Here is a 17,569-nt window from a genome sequence, read left to right on the forward strand (position 1 = left end):
TTTCTTTTTTTTTTTGTTTGTTGTTTTTTTTTTCTGTGTTTTTTTTGGTGGGTGTGGTGGTGGGGGGGGGGGGGGGGGGGGGGGGCCCCGCCCCCCCCCCCCCCCCCCCCCGCGCCGACGCCCACTCCCTCGGCGCCGGCCGTCCCGTCCTTGTCAGCCCTCCCGCCAGCTGAAGCGGATGCACAGCCGGCGGCTGCCGAAGAGCGACTCGATCCACGGGCCCAGATCCAGCGTCAGGCAGTCGGCCTGCTGCGGTGACCCGGGCTCCGGCAGGGGCCGGGCGGACTGCACCTCGCGGAACACCTTTGAGGATTCAGGGTTTTCGTGGCAGTCCCACACTCCGTGCGGGCAATAGTCCGTGATGGTGTGGTAGGCGGGCGGATGCTCCTCGATCCACTCCAGCATCCGGCGCATGTATTCAGCGTTGTCGCCGTTGCGGAACAGTCCCCATTCCGGGTACGAGATCGGCTTCTTGTGCTCCTTGGCGAAATCTACCTGGTGCTGAAGCCCGAACGGCTGGTCGATCTGCTCGTCGAAATTGTGCCCGGGCGGTTGATCGTACGAATCCATGCCGATGATGTCCACCACGTCGTCGCCCGGATAGCACTCCGTCCAGCCGATCGCGTCCTGTCCGCGGCTGGGCGCGAAATCGAAGCGGAATTTCTGTCCCGGAATCGAGCGCATGACGCCGACGATCCGCCGCCAGTACGCCTTCCACGCCTCCGGTTTCGGGGCGCAACGACCGGTGTACGTCGTGCCGTTCATCTCCCAACCGAGCACGATCACCGTATCCGGCACACCCAGTGCGACCAGCCGGTCGGCGAGTGTGCGGAAAGCGTCGTCGTACTCACCTGCCGCTCCCTTGTCCAGCAGTCGGGCGACCTCCTCGTCCGGCACGTTGTCCTCGTTGCGGTCGGACATGGGGACATTCAGCACGAAGAGCCGGTCGGCTGCCCCGCGCCGCCACTCGGCCCACGGCTGGAGCAGAAAGGGGTCGCCCTCGATGTCGGACCAGTGGTTGCCCGGCAGGTAGGTGTGCCCCACCTGTATCGGCGTTCCGCCGAGCCAGTCCTGCATCTGAGCGATCCGCTCCACGCCTTCGGGCCCCGAGCCGAGGAACGCACCCCAGGGCACCCCCCGAGCGGGGGCGGGAAGTGGGGTGTGCACTGCGCCCCGTTCGCTGTCCACGGTCGCTATGGCCGTGCCCGTGAGCAGGCTTCCTGCGGTGACCGCTCCGAGGCAGATGGCGGCCAGGTTGCTGGGACGGTGGGACATGGCTACTCCTTCCGGCGTGCCAACCCCCACATTGTGCATATCCCCTGACATGAATTGGGACGTATTTCGCACCAGAGCATCAAATTTCATTCCGATGGTCCGTCCGGGAATTCGTAGCCCGCACGGTTCAATTGATCCGAAGGGGAGCTGTGCACCACGACTCCGCGGCTCACCCCGCTGCGAGCCCGAGGTTCGACACCGGTGTGCCGGCACTACTGATCCGCCTCGACCACAATCCTTTTCACCACGGCACCCTGGGCGCCGTCAGATCCCTCGGCCGGGCCGGAATCGAGGTCCATACCCTCGTCGAATCCCCGGCCAGCCCGGTCAACCGCTCCCGCTATCTGCACCGCGCGCACGAGTGGCCGTCGGGCGGCCCGTCCGCGGCCCTGCTGTTCGAGACGCTCCGTCGGACCGCCGAGCGCATCGGGCGGCCCGCCGTCCTCATCCCCATGGACGATGTGAGTGCCATCGCGGCCGGGGAACTCGCGGGCCGGCTGTCCGGCGCGTTTCTGATGCCGCATCAGCAGCCGGACCTGCCCCAGGAAGTGGCCGACAAGGCGCAGCTCGCGGAGGTGTGCCGGAGCGCGGGCGTACCCCATCCGCTGACGGTGATCCCGGGCAGCGGGGCGGAGGCGGCGGCTGCCGCACAGGACTTGGGCCTGCCCGTCATCGCGAAGTGGAGCCGGCCCTGGCTGCTGCCACGTGCCACCGCGCTGCGCAGTACCACCCTCGTCCGTACCGCCGACGCGGCCCGGCTGCTGTACGAGCAGACCGCGCAGGCCGGCAGTCCGCTGCTGCTCCAGCGGCGTCTGTCCGGTGGGCGCGGCACCGACTGGTTCTTCCACGGCTACTTCGGCGCGGATCCCGGCTGTCTCGTCGGCGGGTCGGGCCGCAAGGAGCTGTCCTGGCCGGTCGGAGCCGGGCTGACGGCGGTCGGCACGTGGCTGCCCAACCTCGAAGTGGAGGCCGCGGCCCGGCAACTGGCCGAACGGCTGGACTACCGCGGGATCCTCGACCTCGACTTCCGGCGCGACACCGCGACCGGCACCTACCACCTGCTGGACTTCAATCCGCGCCCCGGCGCCCAGTTCCGCCTGTTCACCGACCGGACCGGGCTGGACGTCGTCAGGGCCCTCCACCTCGACCTCACGGGCCGGCCGGTCGCCGCGACGCGGCCCGTCCCCGGCCGGATCTTCGTGGTGGAGAACTACGCCCTGCTGTCCGGTCTGGCGGCCGCGGCCGCGGCCCGGCCGTGGACGGCGGAGCGCCCGCCCCGTACCGGCGTCCGGTACCGGAACGCGGAGACCGCCTGGTTCGCCGCCGACGACCCGGCTCCCTTCTCGGCCATGGCCGCGGCCTGGCTGGGACAGGGCGGGCGGAAAGGTCTGCGCCGGCTGCGGCCGTTGCTCCGGCCCGCACCCGCCCGCTGAGGACCGGCGAACCCCTCAGCGCACCATCCTCGAACGAGAGAACGGGATCACCCATGTACGACCTGGTAGTCGTCGGCGCCGGTCCTTACGGACTGTCGATCGCCGCACATGCCGCCGCGGCCGGACTGCGGCTGCGCGTACTCGGCCGCCCCATGGCCTCCTGGCGGGACCATATGCCCGGAGGCATGTTCCTCAAGTCGGAGCCCTGGTCCTCGAATCTGTCGGACCCCCGTGGGGACCGCACCCTGTCCGCGTACTGCGCCTCCCGTGGCCTGCCCGCCGAGCACGGCAACCCGATGTCCATCGATCACTTCACCGACTACGGGATGTGGTTCGCCGAGCAGGCGGTGCCGCGTATCGACGAGCAGACCGTGACGGCCGTACGACCCCGCCGGCAGGGCTTCCTCGTCGACACGGGCGACGGCGAGACGATCCCCGCCCGGACCGTGGCGCTCGCCGTCGGGGTCATGCCGTTCGTCCACCGCCCGGAGCCGCTGGAAGTCCTGCCCGACGGACTCGCCTCGCACAGCAGCGACCACCGCGACCTGTCGCGCTTCAAGGGCAAGGACGTCACGGTGATCGGCGCCGGGCAGGCGGCGCTCGAGACGGCCGCGCTGCTGGCCGAGGAAGGCGCCACGGCCCGGGTCATCGCCCGCGCGGACCGGCTGAACTGGAACACCCGGCCGCAGCCCCTGGACCGCAGCGTTCTGAGATCCCTGCGCGACCCGCACTGCGGTCTGGGCACCGGCTGGCCCAGCTGGGTCTGGTCCGAGGTCCCGTGGGCGGTCCGCCGGCTGCCGGCCGCCACCCGGGTCCGTATCGCGGCGACCGCGCTCGGCCCGGCCGGCGCGTGGTGGCTGCGCGACCGCTTCGAGAGCGGTGTGCCGGTCCTGCTCGGCCACCGGCTGCGGGCCGCGTCACCGGCCGCGGGGGGCGTACGGCTGGACCTCGCCACGCCCGCGGGCGCGAGGACCGCCATCGAGACGGAGCACGTCGTCGCCGCCACCGGCTTCGTCCCCGACCTCGCGCGGCTGCCGCTCCTCGACCGGACGGTGAGTGACGGGCTGTCAAGGGTGGGCGGCGGCCGGGCTCCCCGGCTGAACAGCCGGTTCGAGTCCTCGCACCCCGGTCTCTTCTTCGCGGGTCTGCTGACCGCGCCGTCCTTCGGGCCGTCCATGCGCTTCGTCTACGGAGCGGGCTTCACCGCGGACCGTCTGATCCGCGGGGTGCAGCGGCGGCTCGCGAGACGACCGCACTGACGCAACTGACGCAATTGACGTAACTGACGGACCCACGGCGAGCAGGGTCGCGGTACGGGGCGCCCCCCTTCCGCGGCCCCGCCGACCCGCGGCCAGCGCCCCTACGGGTGCTCGTGCCCCGGCGGGTGGTGCGGGTCGTGGCCGGGGATCGTGCCGTCCGCCTTGGCGACCAGGAAGAGGCCGGCCATGCCCATGTCGGAGTGGCTCTGCACATGGCAGTGGTACATCCAGGCCCCGGCGCCGACGTTTTCTCCGGCGATCACCTGGAAGCCGAAGGAGTCGGCGGGCCCGGTTATCTTGGTGTCGATGACGCGGCTGGGGTCGTCCGGGCCCTGGAGGAGCCCCGTACGGTTGTCCGCCCAGCGGTGACCGTGCACATGGAACGTGTGGTAGTACTCGCCGTGCGTGATCATGATGATCTCCACCCGGTCGCCGACCGTCGCCGTGAAGTCCGGCGTATGTCCCGCAGTTCTGTTGTTGATCGTCATGTCGTTGAAGACGATGGTGAACTGCTTGTCCGGCAGGATGTCGCCCTTCCTGCGCACCACGACGGGCCCGTACAGGCCGTTGCGGATGCCGCCGGTGCCGTGCTCGGTGCCGACCACGTGGTCGTGGTAGTGCCAGTAACCCGCGCTCCCCGGCCGCCAGGTGCCGTCCGTGCGCCTGCCCGGGGCGTGGGTGCGCCACGTGTACGTACGCTTCCCGCCCGGCTCCACCGTGCTCCCGTTGAGCTTGGTGCCGTCGCTGGCGATGTCGTAGTCCACCCCGTGCACATGCAGACTCGCCGCGACGTCCATGGTGTTCTCGAACTCGATGTGCAGGGTGTCGCCCTCGGTCAGCTCGATCAGCGGGCCGGGTATCGAGGCCTTGCCCTTCTGCGCCCCGTAGCCCATCTGCCCGTTGGGCAGCTTCTCCGCGTACAGCTTCAGATGGCGGACCTCGCCCTCGCCCTCCGCCCGTCCCGGCGGTCCCTTCGCCGCCGTGGCGGGGGAGGCCAGTGCCACCGGTCCGAGTGCCGCGGCGGCCGCCCCGCCGGCCAGAAGCCGTCGACTGAAGCTGCGTCTGGGCATGTTTGGGGCTGCCTCGGTCATGGTTCTCCCATCGGGCGGTGGCGGCCTGGTGGCGGCGTCTGCGGTACGAACTCGCCGCGCCCCGGCGGAGACCGGCGGGTCCGGGCGTACCCGGGATCGGCCACACGGTAGCCCTACGATCTTCGTTCATCCACATCCTGGACAAAGTTTGTTGTGTCACGGTCATAGCTCTTGGCGCACTGCGAAAAGAGGTCTAGCTTCATCGGCTGTTCCTGTGACCGGAGAGGGGGCGGGTGCACCATGAGGCAGACACCGCATCACATACCGTCGGCGAGAGCAGGGTTGAGCACCCGGCGGCTGAGCAGACTGCCGCGGCTGGGACTGCGAGGACCGAGGCGCCGGGCGGCGGGGCTGCGCAGCGGTCCGGTAGCCGCCTTACTGGCCGGAGCCCTCGCCGCGGCCGTGCTCGGCGGCACACCGGCCGCGGCCCGGCCCGAGCCGGTCCCGCGACCGGCGCTGGACCTTCCGTCCCCTCCCGGCGGGGAAGCCGTACGGGTCCTGGTCTTCCACGCATCCGCGGGCGAGGAGTCGCCGTCGGTGGACGCGGGCATCGAGGCCATCGAACGGATCGGCGGACAAGGCCCGAGTGCGGAGCACTTCACGGTCGACGCGACGGACGACCCCGTGATCTTCACTCAGGAGAAGCTCGGCGGGTACAACGCGGTCGTCTTCCTCACCGGCGGCGGCGATGTGCTGGACCCGGAGCAGGAGAGCGGCCTGGAGAGCTACATGGAGGCCGGCGGCGGCTTCCTGGGCATCCATGACGCGGCCCGTACGGAGCCGTACTCGACGTGGTTCACGGGCCTCGTCGGCGCACGGCCCGCGGCAGCCGGCGGCTCCGAGAACGTCCAGCGCGCCGTCGTCGAGGTCGGCGACCGGGCCCATCCGGCCACCAAGGACCTGCCGCTCCAGTGGAAGCGCCCGGACAAGTGGATCAACTGGGCGCCCAGCCCCTCCGGCGAAGTCCACACCGTCGCCCGGGTCAGGGAGAACTCCTACAAGCCCGGCGAGGGCGCCAACGGCTGGGACCACCCCGTTTCCTGGTGCCGTGACTACGACGGCGGCCGGTCCTTCTACACCGGCATGGGCGGCACCGCGGACAGCTTCCAGGAAGCGGACTTCCGCTCCCATCTGCGGGGCGCGCTGCTGTGGACGACGCGTCTCGCCCGGGCCGACTGCCAGGCGGCCATCACCGCCAACTACCGGGCGGAGCGCGTCACCCGGCCCAACCAGCCGGGCCAGTCCGACCAGATCGGGGAGCCCCACGGCCTCGTCACCGCCAAGGACGGCCGGGTTTTCTACATCGGCCGTGGCGGCGGCGACGGCGACAGCCCGGTGTCGACCGACTGGAACGACCCCGGCATCGGCAAAGGCCAGGGCACCGTTCACATCTGGGACCCGGCGACCAGGAAGGTCACCTTCGCGGGCGCCGTGACGGTTTTCGGCAACAAGGGCGGCGGCGATGAGCTGATCAAGAACGAGGAGGGCCTGGTCGGTATCGAGCTGGACCCGGACTTCCTCGACAACGGCTGGGTCTACCTCCACTACACCCCGCACGCGCAGATCAACCGCGATACGCACATGGCCGAGCGCCGGGTCTCCCGCTTCACCCTCGACCCGAACACCGACAAGCTCGACCTCGCCTCCGAGAAGGTCCTCCTGAAGTGGCCCGTCCAGATCCACAGTTGCTGCCACGCGGGTGGCGGCATGGCCTGGGACTCCAAGGACAACCTCTACATCGCCACGGGTGACAACAACTCCTCGGGGTTCAGCGGCGGTTACTCCGGCAACAACCCGGAGCCCGACTTCAAGGGCGTCTCCTACGCCGACGCCCGCCGCACCGCCGGCAACACCAACAACCTCAACGGCAAGATCCTCCGGATCCACCCCGAGGACGACGGCACCTACACCCTCCCCGAGGGGAACCTCTTCACCGGCAAGGAACAGGACGAGGGCGGCGGCAAGACCCGCGGCGAGATCTATGTGATGGGCGTGCGCAACCCGGCCCGCATCTCCGTGGACCGGACGACCGACACGCTGTACGCCGGGTGGGTCGGCCCCGACGCCGGCAGCCCCAGCACCGAGTGGGGGCCCGCCAAGTACGACACCTTCGCCGCGATCACCCACGCCGGGAACCGCGGATGGCCGTACTGCATGGGCAACAAGCAGCCCTACCGCGACCGTAACCTCCCCGACCCGGGCAAGCCGCTGGGCTGGTACGACTGCGACCACCTCAAGAACGAATCGCCCAACAACGACGGCCTGGTGAACATCCCGCCGGCGGAGTCCAACACCATCTGGTACTCCCCGCAGGGCGGCGCCCCCGACTTCCCGCGCAACGCCGCCGGCGTCCCCAGCTACAAGCTCGACGAGCAGAAGCTGCTGCTGCCGTGGCTGAAGGGCGGCGGCCAGGCGGCGATGAACGGCCCGGTGTACCGCTACGCGGAGGACGCAGGCGACGAGAAGTGGCCTGCGTACTGGGACGGCAAGTGGTTCGTCGGGGACTTCTACGACGGCGACCAGCCCCGGCACGCGGTGGTGACCGACCCGGCCACCGTCGACAAGGGCGGGCTGCCCGTCCACGCCGAGAGCCTCGACAAGATCGTCCCGGTCGGCGCGGACGGCATCCGCAACCTGATGGACTGGCGCTTCGGCTCCGACGGAGCGCTCTATGTCCTCGACTACGGACGCGGCTTCTTCACCTCCGACCCCAAGTCGGCGCTGTGGCGCGTCACCTACAAGGGCGGCGCGGCCACCCCGCTGCCGCGGGATCTGGCCCGTACGAGCGAAGGGGCGCGGCGGTGAAGCGGGGCATGTGGACAGCGCTGTTGACCGCCCTGCTGATGGTTGTCGGCCTGAGCTCGTCGGCGGCCCAGGGGCAAGGACAGCGGAAACGGCAGGAGCCGGCGGCCGCGGACCAGGTGCTGACCTGGACCGCCGGGGACGACATCACGAAGTACGCCTCCGCGCCCGCCACCGCGGTCGCCGGGAAGACCACGATCGTCTTCGAGAACAGCGCGGCGACCGGCAACACCACCGGCATGCCGCACACCCTGACCTTCGACGTCTCCGACCCCGAGTACAACAACGACGTCAATCTGAACATCCTCGCCAACCCCTCGGACGCCGGCGGCGGCAAGCACACGGCCGAAGTCACCCTCTCTCCGGGCCGATACCGCTACTTCTGCACGATCCCGGGCCACGGCCAGATGCAGGGCATCCTCGTCGTCACCGGCGGCGGAGGCGATGACACCACCGCGCCGGACACCTCGGCCACGGTGTCGGGCGAGAAGAACCCGGACGGCGCCTACATCGGCATGGCCACGGTCACCGTGACCGCGTCCGACACCGGCTCCGGTGTGAACACGATCGAATACGCCGTGGGGGACGGCGCGTTCCAGCCGTACACCTCCCCCGTCATGGTCCACGAGCCCGGCAACCACACGGTCCGCTACCGGGCGACGGACAAGGCAGGAAATACCTCCGAGGTGAAGTCCCTCGGCTTCGCGGTGGTCGCGCCGCCGACGGGCGACACGACACCACCGGAGACCTCCGCCGAGATCGACGGCGCCAAGAACTCGGACGGCGCGTACATCGGCAGCGCGAAGGTGACGGTCACCGCCACCGACGCGGACTCGGGCGTCGAGAGGATCGAATACTCCCTGGACGGCGGCCCGTACCTCGCCTACACCGCCCCCGTCACCGTCGACCGGGTGGGCCGGCACACCGTCAACCACCGCGCGACCGACAGGGCCGGGAACACCTCCGAGGCCGAGCCGGCCGTGTTCAGAGTGGCCGAGGGAGGCGGCGTGCCTGCCCCCGCCTGCCCGGAGTGGGACGTACGCCGCACCGTGATCGTCGGCACGGTCGACACCGGCATCCCCAACCGCGTCACCGGCAACCGCTGCACCATCAACGAGCTGATCGAGGACGAGAAGGACTGGACGTCCCAGGCGGTCTTCCTCAAGCACATGGCCGAGGTGACCGGCAAGCTGCTGGACGACGGCGTCATCGACCAGCGCGAGCACAGAGCGATCGACAAGGCGGCCAAGCAGTCCGGAATCGGCAAGCCCGGTCAGGGCGCGGGCTATCGGGACCTGTTCGACGGCACGAAGAAGTCCTTCGACCGGTGGGAGCACGTCGGCGGTGGTGCCTTCGGCCTGAACCAGGACGGCACGATCACCAGCGGCGGCAGTGTGCCGGGCATGGGCATGCTCTGGTTCCCGGGGCGGAAGTACGACGACTTCTCGCTGAAGCTGCAATTCCGCGACGACGCCCCGGGAACGGGGAACGCCAACAGCGGGGTCTTCGTACGCTTCCCGGACGTGTACGACCACCCGGAGGAGCCCCGCCCGGAGTGGGTGGCGATCACGTACGGGCACGAGCTGCAGATCCTCGACCGGCCCGACGGCGACCAGTACAAGACGGGCTCGGTCTACGGCTTCGACCGGGTGGGCCTCGGCGGCGCGGGCGTCACCCCCAAGGGCACGTGGAACGACTACGAGATCCGCGTGGTCGGCCAGCACTACTCGGTCCACCGCAATGGCGTGCTGATCAATGAGTTCGAGAACGTGGGAGGCCAGGAGTTCTCGCCGCCCCGAGGGGACGACCCGGGTACCGACGGCCGCCGGTACGCCTCCGGGTACCTCGGCCTCCAGACCCACGGCACCACGGATGTGATCTCCTTCCGCAACATCCGGATCAAGGAGCTGTAGCCGGGCGGCAGCGGCGCCGGAACGGTGACCGCCGGCGCTCAGCGCAAGCGCACGAGCGCATGTGTCCACGCGCGCTCGTGCGCTGCCACGGAGCCGTCATGGAGTCGCCGTGGAAGGGGAGAGATACGGCGCTCCGGGCCGGGGCGGGCTTGCGGACGCGGTGCGGCAGCCGGTGCCGGGAAACAGAAAAACCCCAGGTCCACTGGGGTCTCTGCTGGTGTCCGAGGGGGGACTTGAACCCCCACGCCCGATAAAGGGCACTAGCACCTCAAGCTAGCGCGTCTGCCATTCCGCCACCCGGACAAGGTGTCCGCCGGTCGGCCCACGGCCGTTCCGACGGGGAAAACCATAGCAAACATCCGGGCCTGCCCGATCACCCGGCCGGCGGGCGGAACGGCGTCTTCGGCGATCCGCCGTGACGCGCGTATGACAGCCGCATTGCGGCCTTGGGCTGCGGCGTCCGGAGGGGGAGGATGGCCCTGGACCCGGGGTGGAGCGGACCCGTACCCCCGGGCATCGGCGGCAGCGAACCAGAGGAGACAGCGTGAGCGAGTCGACGTCGGCCGCGACGGCCACCGGCGAGGACGAGGTAGTCGACCTGTGCCGGGAACTCATCCGGATCGACACGAGCAACTACGGGGATCACTCGGGGCCGGGCGAGCGGGCCGCCGCCGAGTACGTCGCCGAGAAGCTCGCGGACGTGGGACTCGAACCGAAGATCTTCGAGTCGCACCAGGGCCGGGCCTCGACCGTCGCGCGGATCGAAGGAGCGGACCCCTCGCGCCCCGCGCTGCTCATCCACGGCCACACCGACGTCGTCCCGGCCAACGCCGAGGACTGGGCCCATCACCCCTTCTCCGGTGAGATCGCCGACGGCTGTGTCTGGGGCCGCGGCGCGGTCGACATGAAGGACATGGACGCGATGACCCTCGCGGTCGTACGAGACCGGCTGCGCAGCGGCCGCAAGCCGCCGCGCGACATCGTGCTCGCGTTCCTCGCCGACGAGGAGGCCGGCGGCGTCTACGGCGCGCGGCACCTGGTCGATGAGCACCCGGATCTCTTCGAGGGCGTGACCGAGGCGATCGGCGAGGTCGGTGGCTTCTCCTTCACGGTCAACGAGAACCTGCGGCTCTATCTGGTGGAGACCGCCCAGAAGGGCATGCACTGGATGCGGCTGACCGTGGACGGCACCGCCGGCCATGGCTCGATGACCAACAACGACAACGCCATCACCGAACTGTCGGAGGCTGTCGGACGGCTCGGCCGCCACCGGTTCCCGGTCCGGGCCACCAAGACGGTACGGTCCTTCCTCGACGAGCTGTCCGACGCGCTCGGCACGCCGCTCGACCCGGAGGACATGGAGGCGACGCTCGCCAAGCTCGGCGGCATCGCGAAGATCATCGGGGCGACGCTGCGCAACACCGCGGCCCCGACCATGCTCGGCGCCGGATACAAGGTCAATGTGATCCCCGGGCAGGCGACGGCCCATGTGGACGGGCGCTTCCTGCCCGGGTACGAGGAGGAGTTCCTCGCCGACCTCGACCGGATCCTCGGCCCGCGGGTGAAGCGCGAGGACGTGCATGCCGACAAGGCGCTGGAGACCAGCTTCGACGGAAAGCTGGTCGACGCGATGCAGTCCTCGCTCCGGACGGAGGACCCGATCGCACACGCCGTGCCGTACATGCTGTCCGGCGGGACGGACGCGAAGTCCTTCGACGACCTGGGTATCCGCTGCTTCGGTTTCGCGCCGTTGCAGCTGCCGCCGGAGCTGGACTTCGCGGGGATGTTCCACGGTGTCGACGAGCGGGTCCCGGTGGAGGGCCTGAAGTTCGGTGTACGGGTACTGGACCGGTTCCTGGATCAGTGCTGATCGGCGCGGTCATATGGGCCCTCGCACGGCCCGTCGCATGGCCCCTGCGGCTGAAACGACATACCTCTGATCCGGGATTCGTACGTACTTCGCCGGAAAGAGTGAACGCGCCCACGGTCCCGTAGCCCTGTTCCCCCTTCCTCGTTACAGGCTGTGCAGTCCCGCGCTTGGGGGCGCTCGCCGGCAAGGAGGAAGAATGATCGAAAAGGTTGTCGCTGCTGCGGCTGCCACCGGCCGTCCGGCGCTCCTCGGCGCGGGTGCGGCCGTTGCCGGCTCCGCCACCCGTGGTGCCGGAGTGGGCTCCTCGGGAGGCGTGTCGGGAGACGCCGTTCCGGTGTCCGCCTGCTGAATCTCGGCATCGGCAACACCTGCGTCAACAAAAGACGTTGTGCCGCAACCCGTGAGGGTGTGATCCCGGGCGATTCCGGAGTACGCGCCATGCACTCCGGGACGCTGGTAATTCGCGAGCGGGCAATCGCCCGCGAGCATTCTGAAGGCAATAGGCAGCAGGGGAACAAACCTATGCGACAGGTCGCGAGGAAGAGTCTGATCACGGTTGCGGCTGCGAGCGGTGTGCTCGCCGTGACAGGTGGCTATGCGCACGCGGAAGGCGTGGACGGAAGCGCCCGGAACTCTCCGGGTATCGCGTCCGGCAATACGATCCAGGCGCCGGTGCACATTCCGGTCAACGTGTGCGGCAATACCGTCAGTGTCGTCGGGATTCTCAACCCGGCCATTGGCAACCGTTGCTCCAACGGATCCGCACAGGGGTCGAACGGCAACGGCTCCGGCGCCCGCGGCACGAGCAGCAACTCGGGCGGGCTGGGTTCGGGCAACACGGTCCAGGTGCCGGTCCACACGCCGGTGAACGTCTGTGGCAACACCGGCTCCGGCGGCGGCGTGCTGAACCCGGCCATCGGCAACACATGCACCAACGCCTCCGGGGGCAACAACCCGGGCGGGCCGCAGAACCCGGACAACCCGGATGGGCCCGACAATCCCGATGAGCCGGGTAACCCGGACGAGCCGGGCACGCCCGACAACCCCGGTAACCCGGACAACCCGGGTGAGGAGGGCGACCAGGGCGACCAGGGTGACCAGGGCGACCAGGGTGACCAGGGCGAGGTGGGGCACTCCTCGGGTCACAAGAAGCCGCAGACCGTCACCTCGCCCAAGGGCGAGGAGCAGCTGGCGCAGACCGGTGCCGACGTGCTGGGCTTCGCTCTGCCCGCGAGCGCGGTGCTGCTGCTCGGCGGAACGGTGCTCTACCGCCGTGCCCGCGCGGGGTCGAGGTCCTAGTCCCGGCGTACAACTGAACATCGGATGACGGAGCGGGCCCCGCGGCTGCGGGGCCCGCTCCGTATGTCCCCATTCGTTACCAGGTCGCCTGCAGTTGGCGAATGATCCGGCGCCGCAGCCGCACGCGGCGGCTGCCGTCCGGGTTCAGGCGCAGTCGGTCCAACTCCCAGTGTCCGTACTCGGCATGGTCGGTCAACAGGCGCGTGGCGGCCTTGCGGGAGACCCCTCTCGGCACGTACACGTCGCGAAATTCGTATTCCGGCATCGCATCTATTGTGCGGGCAAGGCCCTGGTGCGGATAGCGTCTGCACTATGTCTGATGCTGCGCAGCCATCCGCTGCCGAGGTACGCGCCGCCGCCGAGGCGGTCAAAGCCGCGCTGGACCGCCACCTCGACGCGGTCGAACGCAGGTCGGGGGAGGACGACCCGACCGTCTATGCCGCGTTCAACGAGTTGGCCGCGGCGGCCGAGGAGTACGACGAGCTGCTCTACGACGCCTACGACGAGGTCACCCCCTTCGAGATCCCGGGGGACGGCACGATGCCCGCGTACACCGGGCCCGATGAGCCGAGCGCGCTGAGTGTGCTGATCCGCCGGGACTATACGGTTCTGGAACCGCAGCGGCTGCTCTCCCAGGCGCAGCGGGTGGCCGACCTCGACCCCGATGTGGAGATCGGCGGCGGGGAGAACGGCGCCGAGGGCGAGGCCCGCAGCAGTGTCCATGCCGCGCTCGGTGTGCTGTTCGGCGAGTTCGAGCCGGACGAGATCGCTTCGCGGCACAAGGAGTTCGGGCTGGAAGAGGGCGACTCCACGCTGTGGGTGGCCGCGGCCGACGAAGCGACCGAGCCGGGGGAGTGGCTGAACGCCCCCTTCGACCAGGCGGACCCCGAGCTGGTCGTGTGCCGCTTCGACGTCAGCGCCGTGTTCGACGACGAGCTCGGGGGCGAGGACGAGGACACACAGGAGCGGCTCACGCTCGACTCCGAGCGCTGAGCGGCTCCTCCCTGTCCTCCGGTCCTTGACCGCCGGTCATCGCCGGTCATCGCCGGCCGGGGCTTACCCGGCCGGCGGTTCGAGCGTCTGCAGCAGTGTGCGCAGCCGTGTCGTGCGCTCCATCACCGGCACCTCGGCGACGGCGCGGGGCAGTGCCTGCTCCGCGCCGTGCACCACGGACAGATGCTGCTCGGCCCGGCCGAAGGCGGTGTAGACCCAGGAGCGGGTCAGCCCTCGGGTGGCGTCGCCCGGCAGCACCACGACGGCCGCAGGCCAGCGCATTCCGGCCGCCTGGTGCGCCGTGAGCGCCCAGCCGTGCCGTACGGTGCCGGCCACGCGGCCGGGCGGCACGACGACCTTCTCGCCGGCGCAGTCCAGATGCAGACCGTCGGCGTCGGCGGAGACCACCGTGCCCGGCAGGGTCCGGCCCGGAGCCGGGACGCAGGCGACACGGTCGCCCGGATCGAAGCCGCCGAAGCGGCCGGGACCGGGGTTGAGCCGCTCCTTGAGCGCCGCGTTCAGCGCCCGCGTCCCCGCGGCGCCGCCGTGTCCCGGGGTGATGACCTGCGTACGGTCCGAGGGCACACCGATGGCACGCGGCACCGAGTCGGCCACCAGCTGGACCGTGCGGTGCACCGCCTCCCCGGCGTCGCGCACCGGGACGATCACGACCTCCTTGCCGGGCGCCTCGACCTGGCTCAGCTCACCGATGCCGATGCCCGACACGAGCTCGCCGATGGGACCGGTGTCCGGGGTGCGCGAGGCGACCTGCGGGCAGGTGCGGGCCGCCAGGACATCGGCGAAGACCCTGCCCGGGCCGGCCGACCACAGCACGCCCGGGTCGCCGCTCAGCACGAGCCGGGCGCCGTCCGGCAGCGACTCGACCAGCATGGCGGCGGTCTCCACATCGAGCTGCGGGGCGTCCAGCACGGCGAGGACGTCGAGCGCGAGCATGCCGTCCTGGTCCCGCCCGGGCCCCTCGGCGCCGGACAGCAGTCCGGCAACGGTGACAGCCGCGTCGCCGGGACCGCTCGTACGGTCGCCGCGGCCGTCCCCCGCCGGTGCCTCGTCGCGCCGGGCCTGGGAATCGGCCGTGGCCGCGTCGCCGGGCCCGGCAGGCCGTCGGAGCGCGGCCTCGCTGTGCACGGCGGCGTAGGCCCGGAGCCCCAGCGCCCGGGCCGCCGCGACGACGGCCTCGGGCTCCGCTCGGGCCGCCTCGCCGCCCGTGTGGACCACCAGGCCGCTCTCCGCCGCGGCACGGATCAGCTCGGCGGCGGAGGGGGACTGCGCGGACCGCGCGGCCGTCTGCCAGTCGGCGGCCGAGGCCCCGGCGGTCGCGTGGGTCGCCTCGGCGTCGGACGCGTCCGTGTCGGCGTCGGCGGGGCGGGAAACCGAACCGCTTTCCGGGGCAAAGGTGTTGAGCAGCCGCGCGAGACCGTCGGCGAGGCTCTCCTCCGCGAGCGCGTATCGGTCGAGGCCCAGCAGGACCCGTACCGGCTGCTCCTCTCCCTCCTCCTCGTCCTCGGACCGTGTCCGCGTCGCACCGGGGGTGTCGAGGGCGTCCTGGAACACCAGCACCCCGCCGTCGGCGATGGCGGTGCGCAGGGCCTCCTCGGGGTCCGGGACCGACTGCTGGGCGAGAGCGGAGCTCAGGGCCGACGGCTCCAGCGCGGTGTGCCCCTCGAGCGCGGCGCGCTCCAGCAGCCAGTGGACGAGGGCCCGGGCCCGTCGTGCGTCGCCCGGTCCGGCCTCCGATCCGAGCAGGGCCCGGGCGAATCCGTCGGCCTGGTCGGGCCGTACGCCGGGGAGGGTGAGCAGCTGCCAGGGGTCCTCGCGCAGCGTGTGTGCCGCGCGCTCGCCGAGCGTCTCGAGGGCGGCGTCGGCCAGCGCCTCGGGCGCACCTCCGGCGGCCAGCACCTCCCGTACCGTCCCGCTCTGCGCCGGATGCCGCGCGGCGGGCGGCCCGGAGCGCGCGGGGCCCGGCCCCGCGGCTGTGCTGAGAGTTTCCGGCAAGTCCCCCCGGACAGGGGCTACGTCGCGCGGACCGGATACCGGCCCCTCCGGCGCGCCTCCCGGAGCGGGGCCCGTCGGCCCTCCGCCGCCGGGCCCGGCGCCGGTTCCGGGCGCGGGACGGACCGGACCGCCCCGGCCTGCCGCGCCGCTGCCCGCGGCCTGCTGTCCGCTTCCGCCTGCGCCGGGCGCGGTCTGGCGGCTCTGCTGCTGGGTGAAGAACGACGCGGCGGGCCGCTCTCCGCGCTCCACCGCCTTAACGGCCGCGGTGAGCGCCTCGGCGGCCGGCCGGCCGGCCCCGCCCTGCTGCCGGCCGTCGTCCGCCGAGCCCTTCGCCGACGACTCGCCGGACTCCGGCGCGGCGGCGGCAGGCGCCGTCGCGTCACCGTGACGGCCCTCGGCCCCGGCCTCCTCGGGGGCCGCCGCGGTCTCGCCGCCGCGCGCGCCCGCCGCGTCCCGCCCGGCGGATTGCGGCCGGTCGTCGCGTGCCGGGGCGGCGTCCTCCGGCGCCGGCGCGGCAGCGCCCTCGCCGACGGGGCGATCCGTGGTCACAGGGTGCTCCAGTCCTGGTCGGGGTAGTGGTGCACGGGCTCTGACACATCGTCCAGTGCCCGGTAGATCTCATCGGGAAGACTAAGCGCCTCCACTGACAATGCCGCCGTGAGCTGCTGCGCGTTGCGCGCTCCGACGATCGGGGCCGCCACCCCCGGCCGGTCCCGTACCCATGCCAGGGCCACCTGGAGCGGCGTGACCGCCAGGCCGTCCGCCGCGGTGGCCACCGCGTCCACGATCCGGCTCGCGGCATCGTCCAGATACGGGGCGACGAAGGCCGCCAGATGCGGCGAGGCGCCCCGTGAATCGGGCGGCGTCGCATGCCGGTACTTTCCCGTCAGCACGCCGCGGCCGAGCGGTGAGGTCGGCAGCAGGCCCACTCCCAGGTCCAGGGCACCGGGCAGCACCTCCCGCTCCACTCCGCGCTGCAGCAGCGAGTACTCCATCTGCGTGCTCGCCAGCCGGGTGCGGGAAACAGGCGCCGCCAGCTGCCAGGTGGCGGCCTTCGCGAGCTGCCAGCCGCTGAAGTTCGACACCCCCACATACCGCGCCCGCCCGGTGCTCACCGCGATGTCCAGCGCCTGCAGCGTTTCGTCGAGCGGTGTGGCGGGATCAAAGGCGTGCACCTGCCACAGGTCGACGTAGTCCGTGCCGAGCCGCTCCAGGGAGGAGTCCAGCGCCGCGAGCAGATGGCCGCGCGAGCCGTCGAAGCGCCGGTCGGGGTCGGGGACGCTGCCCGCCTTCGTCGCGATGACCAGGTCGCGGCGCGGCACCAGGTCCTCCATGAGCTGCCCGAGGAGGTACTCGGCACCGCCGTCGGCGTACACGTCCGCGGTATCGACGAGCGTCCCGCCGGACTCCCAGAAGACCTTCAACTGGTCGGCGGCGTCGTGCTCGTCGGTGTCCCGCCCCCAGGTGAGGGTGCCGAGCGCGATCCGCGATACGCGAAGGCCCGTACGGCCGAGGTGCCTCTGCTCCATGGGCCTTGAGATTACTGGCCAGGAGGCGCGAGCGGTGGCCTGTGGATAACCCGACACTGACGGATCGCCCCACCTCGCGCTAGAGTCCCCGC

Annotated in this window: 12 protein-coding genes, 1 tRNA gene and 1 pseudogene; 8 read left to right on the forward strand and 6 right to left on the reverse strand. The window is 71.1% G+C overall.

Going from position 1 to position 17,569, the window contains the following annotated elements:
- Positions 1 to 153: 153 nt before the first annotated feature.
- The gene (locus ABZW18_RS13965) at positions 154 to 1,275 is read right to left on the reverse strand and encodes a glycosyl hydrolase (protein WP_356186648.1); all 1,122 of its coding nucleotides are present in this window, start codon (positions 1,273 to 1,275) and stop codon (positions 154 to 156) included.
- Between the two features lie 203 nt (positions 1,276 to 1,478).
- On the opposite strand from ABZW18_RS13965, the gene ABZW18_RS13970 reads away from it, so the two are divergent.
- Positions 1,479 to 2,708 (forward strand): ATP-grasp domain-containing protein, encoded by a 1,230-nt coding sequence (locus ABZW18_RS13970; protein ID WP_356186651.1) that lies wholly within the window; start codon positions 1,479 to 1,481, stop codon positions 2,706 to 2,708.
- Between the two features lie 53 nt (positions 2,709 to 2,761).
- Positions 2,762 to 3,967, forward strand: a complete 1,206-nt coding sequence (locus tag ABZW18_RS13975) for an NAD(P)-binding domain-containing protein (protein ID WP_356186653.1) — start codon at positions 2,762 to 2,764, stop codon at positions 3,965 to 3,967.
- Positions 3,968 to 4,068: 101 nt separating this feature from the next.
- On the opposite strand, the gene ABZW18_RS13980 is transcribed toward ABZW18_RS13975, so the two are convergent.
- Entirely contained in the window at positions 4,069 to 5,037 is a 969-nt protein-coding gene (locus ABZW18_RS13980) for a multicopper oxidase domain-containing protein (RefSeq protein ID WP_356186656.1), read from the reverse strand.
- Positions 5,038 to 5,298: 261 nt separating this feature from the next.
- Here ABZW18_RS13980 and ABZW18_RS13985 point away from each other — a divergent pair, with 261 nt between their 5' ends.
- Together ABZW18_RS13985 and ABZW18_RS13990 are read left to right on the forward strand one after the other, a co-directional pair.
- Complete coding sequence (locus tag ABZW18_RS13985) at positions 5,299 to 7,863, forward strand: ThuA domain-containing protein (protein WP_356186659.1); 2,565 nt, start codon at positions 5,299 to 5,301, stop codon at positions 7,861 to 7,863.
- An 8-nt stretch (positions 7,864 to 7,871) separates the two neighbouring features.
- Positions 7,872 to 9,773, forward strand: a complete 1,902-nt coding sequence (locus ABZW18_RS13990) for a family 16 glycoside hydrolase (RefSeq protein WP_356186814.1) — start codon at positions 7,872 to 7,874, stop codon at positions 9,771 to 9,773.
- Between the two features lie 215 nt (positions 9,774 to 9,988).
- Here ABZW18_RS13990 and ABZW18_RS13995 read toward each other — a convergent pair.
- Positions 9,989 to 10,076: transfer RNA gene (locus tag ABZW18_RS13995), tRNA-Leu, on the reverse strand.
- A gap of 241 nt (positions 10,077 to 10,317) precedes the next feature.
- Here ABZW18_RS13995 and ABZW18_RS14000 point away from each other — a divergent pair.
- The 3 genes and pseudogenes from ABZW18_RS14000 (at position 10,318) to ABZW18_RS14010 (ending at position 12,942) form a co-directional block, all read left to right on the forward strand.
- Entirely contained in the window at positions 10,318 to 11,643 is a 1,326-nt protein-coding gene (locus tag ABZW18_RS14000) for a M20/M25/M40 family metallo-hydrolase (RefSeq protein WP_356186661.1), read from the forward strand.
- Between the two features lie 196 nt (positions 11,644 to 11,839).
- Positions 11,840 to 11,968, forward strand: a pseudogene (locus ABZW18_RS14005) (chaplin); the annotation flags it as partial.
- A gap of 197 nt (positions 11,969 to 12,165) precedes the next feature.
- Positions 12,166 to 12,942 carry a chaplin family protein gene (locus ABZW18_RS14010; protein WP_356186663.1) on the forward strand — a complete coding sequence of 259 codons (777 nt, stop codon included), beginning with the start codon at positions 12,166 to 12,168 and terminating at the stop codon, positions 12,940 to 12,942.
- Between the two features lie 76 nt (positions 12,943 to 13,018).
- Here ABZW18_RS14010 and ABZW18_RS14015 read toward each other — a convergent pair whose 3' ends face one another.
- Positions 13,019 to 13,207: a DUF5703 family protein gene (locus ABZW18_RS14015; RefSeq protein WP_356186666.1), complete on the reverse strand. Its 189-nt coding sequence runs from the start codon at positions 13,205 to 13,207 to the stop codon at positions 13,019 to 13,021.
- Between the two features lie 47 nt (positions 13,208 to 13,254).
- Here ABZW18_RS14015 and ABZW18_RS14020 point away from each other — a divergent pair, with 47 nt between their 5' ends.
- Complete coding sequence (locus ABZW18_RS14020; RefSeq protein WP_356186669.1) at positions 13,255 to 13,935, forward strand: hypothetical protein; 681 nt, start codon at positions 13,255 to 13,257, stop codon at positions 13,933 to 13,935.
- Between the two features lie 63 nt (positions 13,936 to 13,998).
- On the opposite strand, the gene ABZW18_RS14025 is transcribed toward ABZW18_RS14020, so the two are convergent.
- Together ABZW18_RS14025 and ABZW18_RS14030 are read right to left on the reverse strand one after the other, a co-directional pair.
- On the reverse strand, positions 13,999 to 16,497 hold the full coding sequence (locus ABZW18_RS14025) for a helix-hairpin-helix domain-containing protein (protein WP_356186671.1): 2,499 nt from the start codon (positions 16,495 to 16,497) through the stop codon (positions 13,999 to 14,001).
- Positions 16,494 to 17,477, reverse strand: a complete 984-nt coding sequence (locus ABZW18_RS14030; protein WP_356186674.1) for an aldo/keto reductase — start codon at positions 17,475 to 17,477, stop codon at positions 16,494 to 16,496. The genes ABZW18_RS14025 and ABZW18_RS14030 overlap by 4 nt, the downstream gene beginning before the upstream one ends.
- Positions 17,478 to 17,569 lie beyond the last annotated feature (92 nt).

It is taken from the genome of Streptomyces sp. NPDC004647, from assembly GCF_040609575.1.
In the GTDB taxonomy this organism is placed as follows: domain Bacteria; phylum Actinomycetota; class Actinomycetes; order Streptomycetales; family Streptomycetaceae; genus Streptomyces.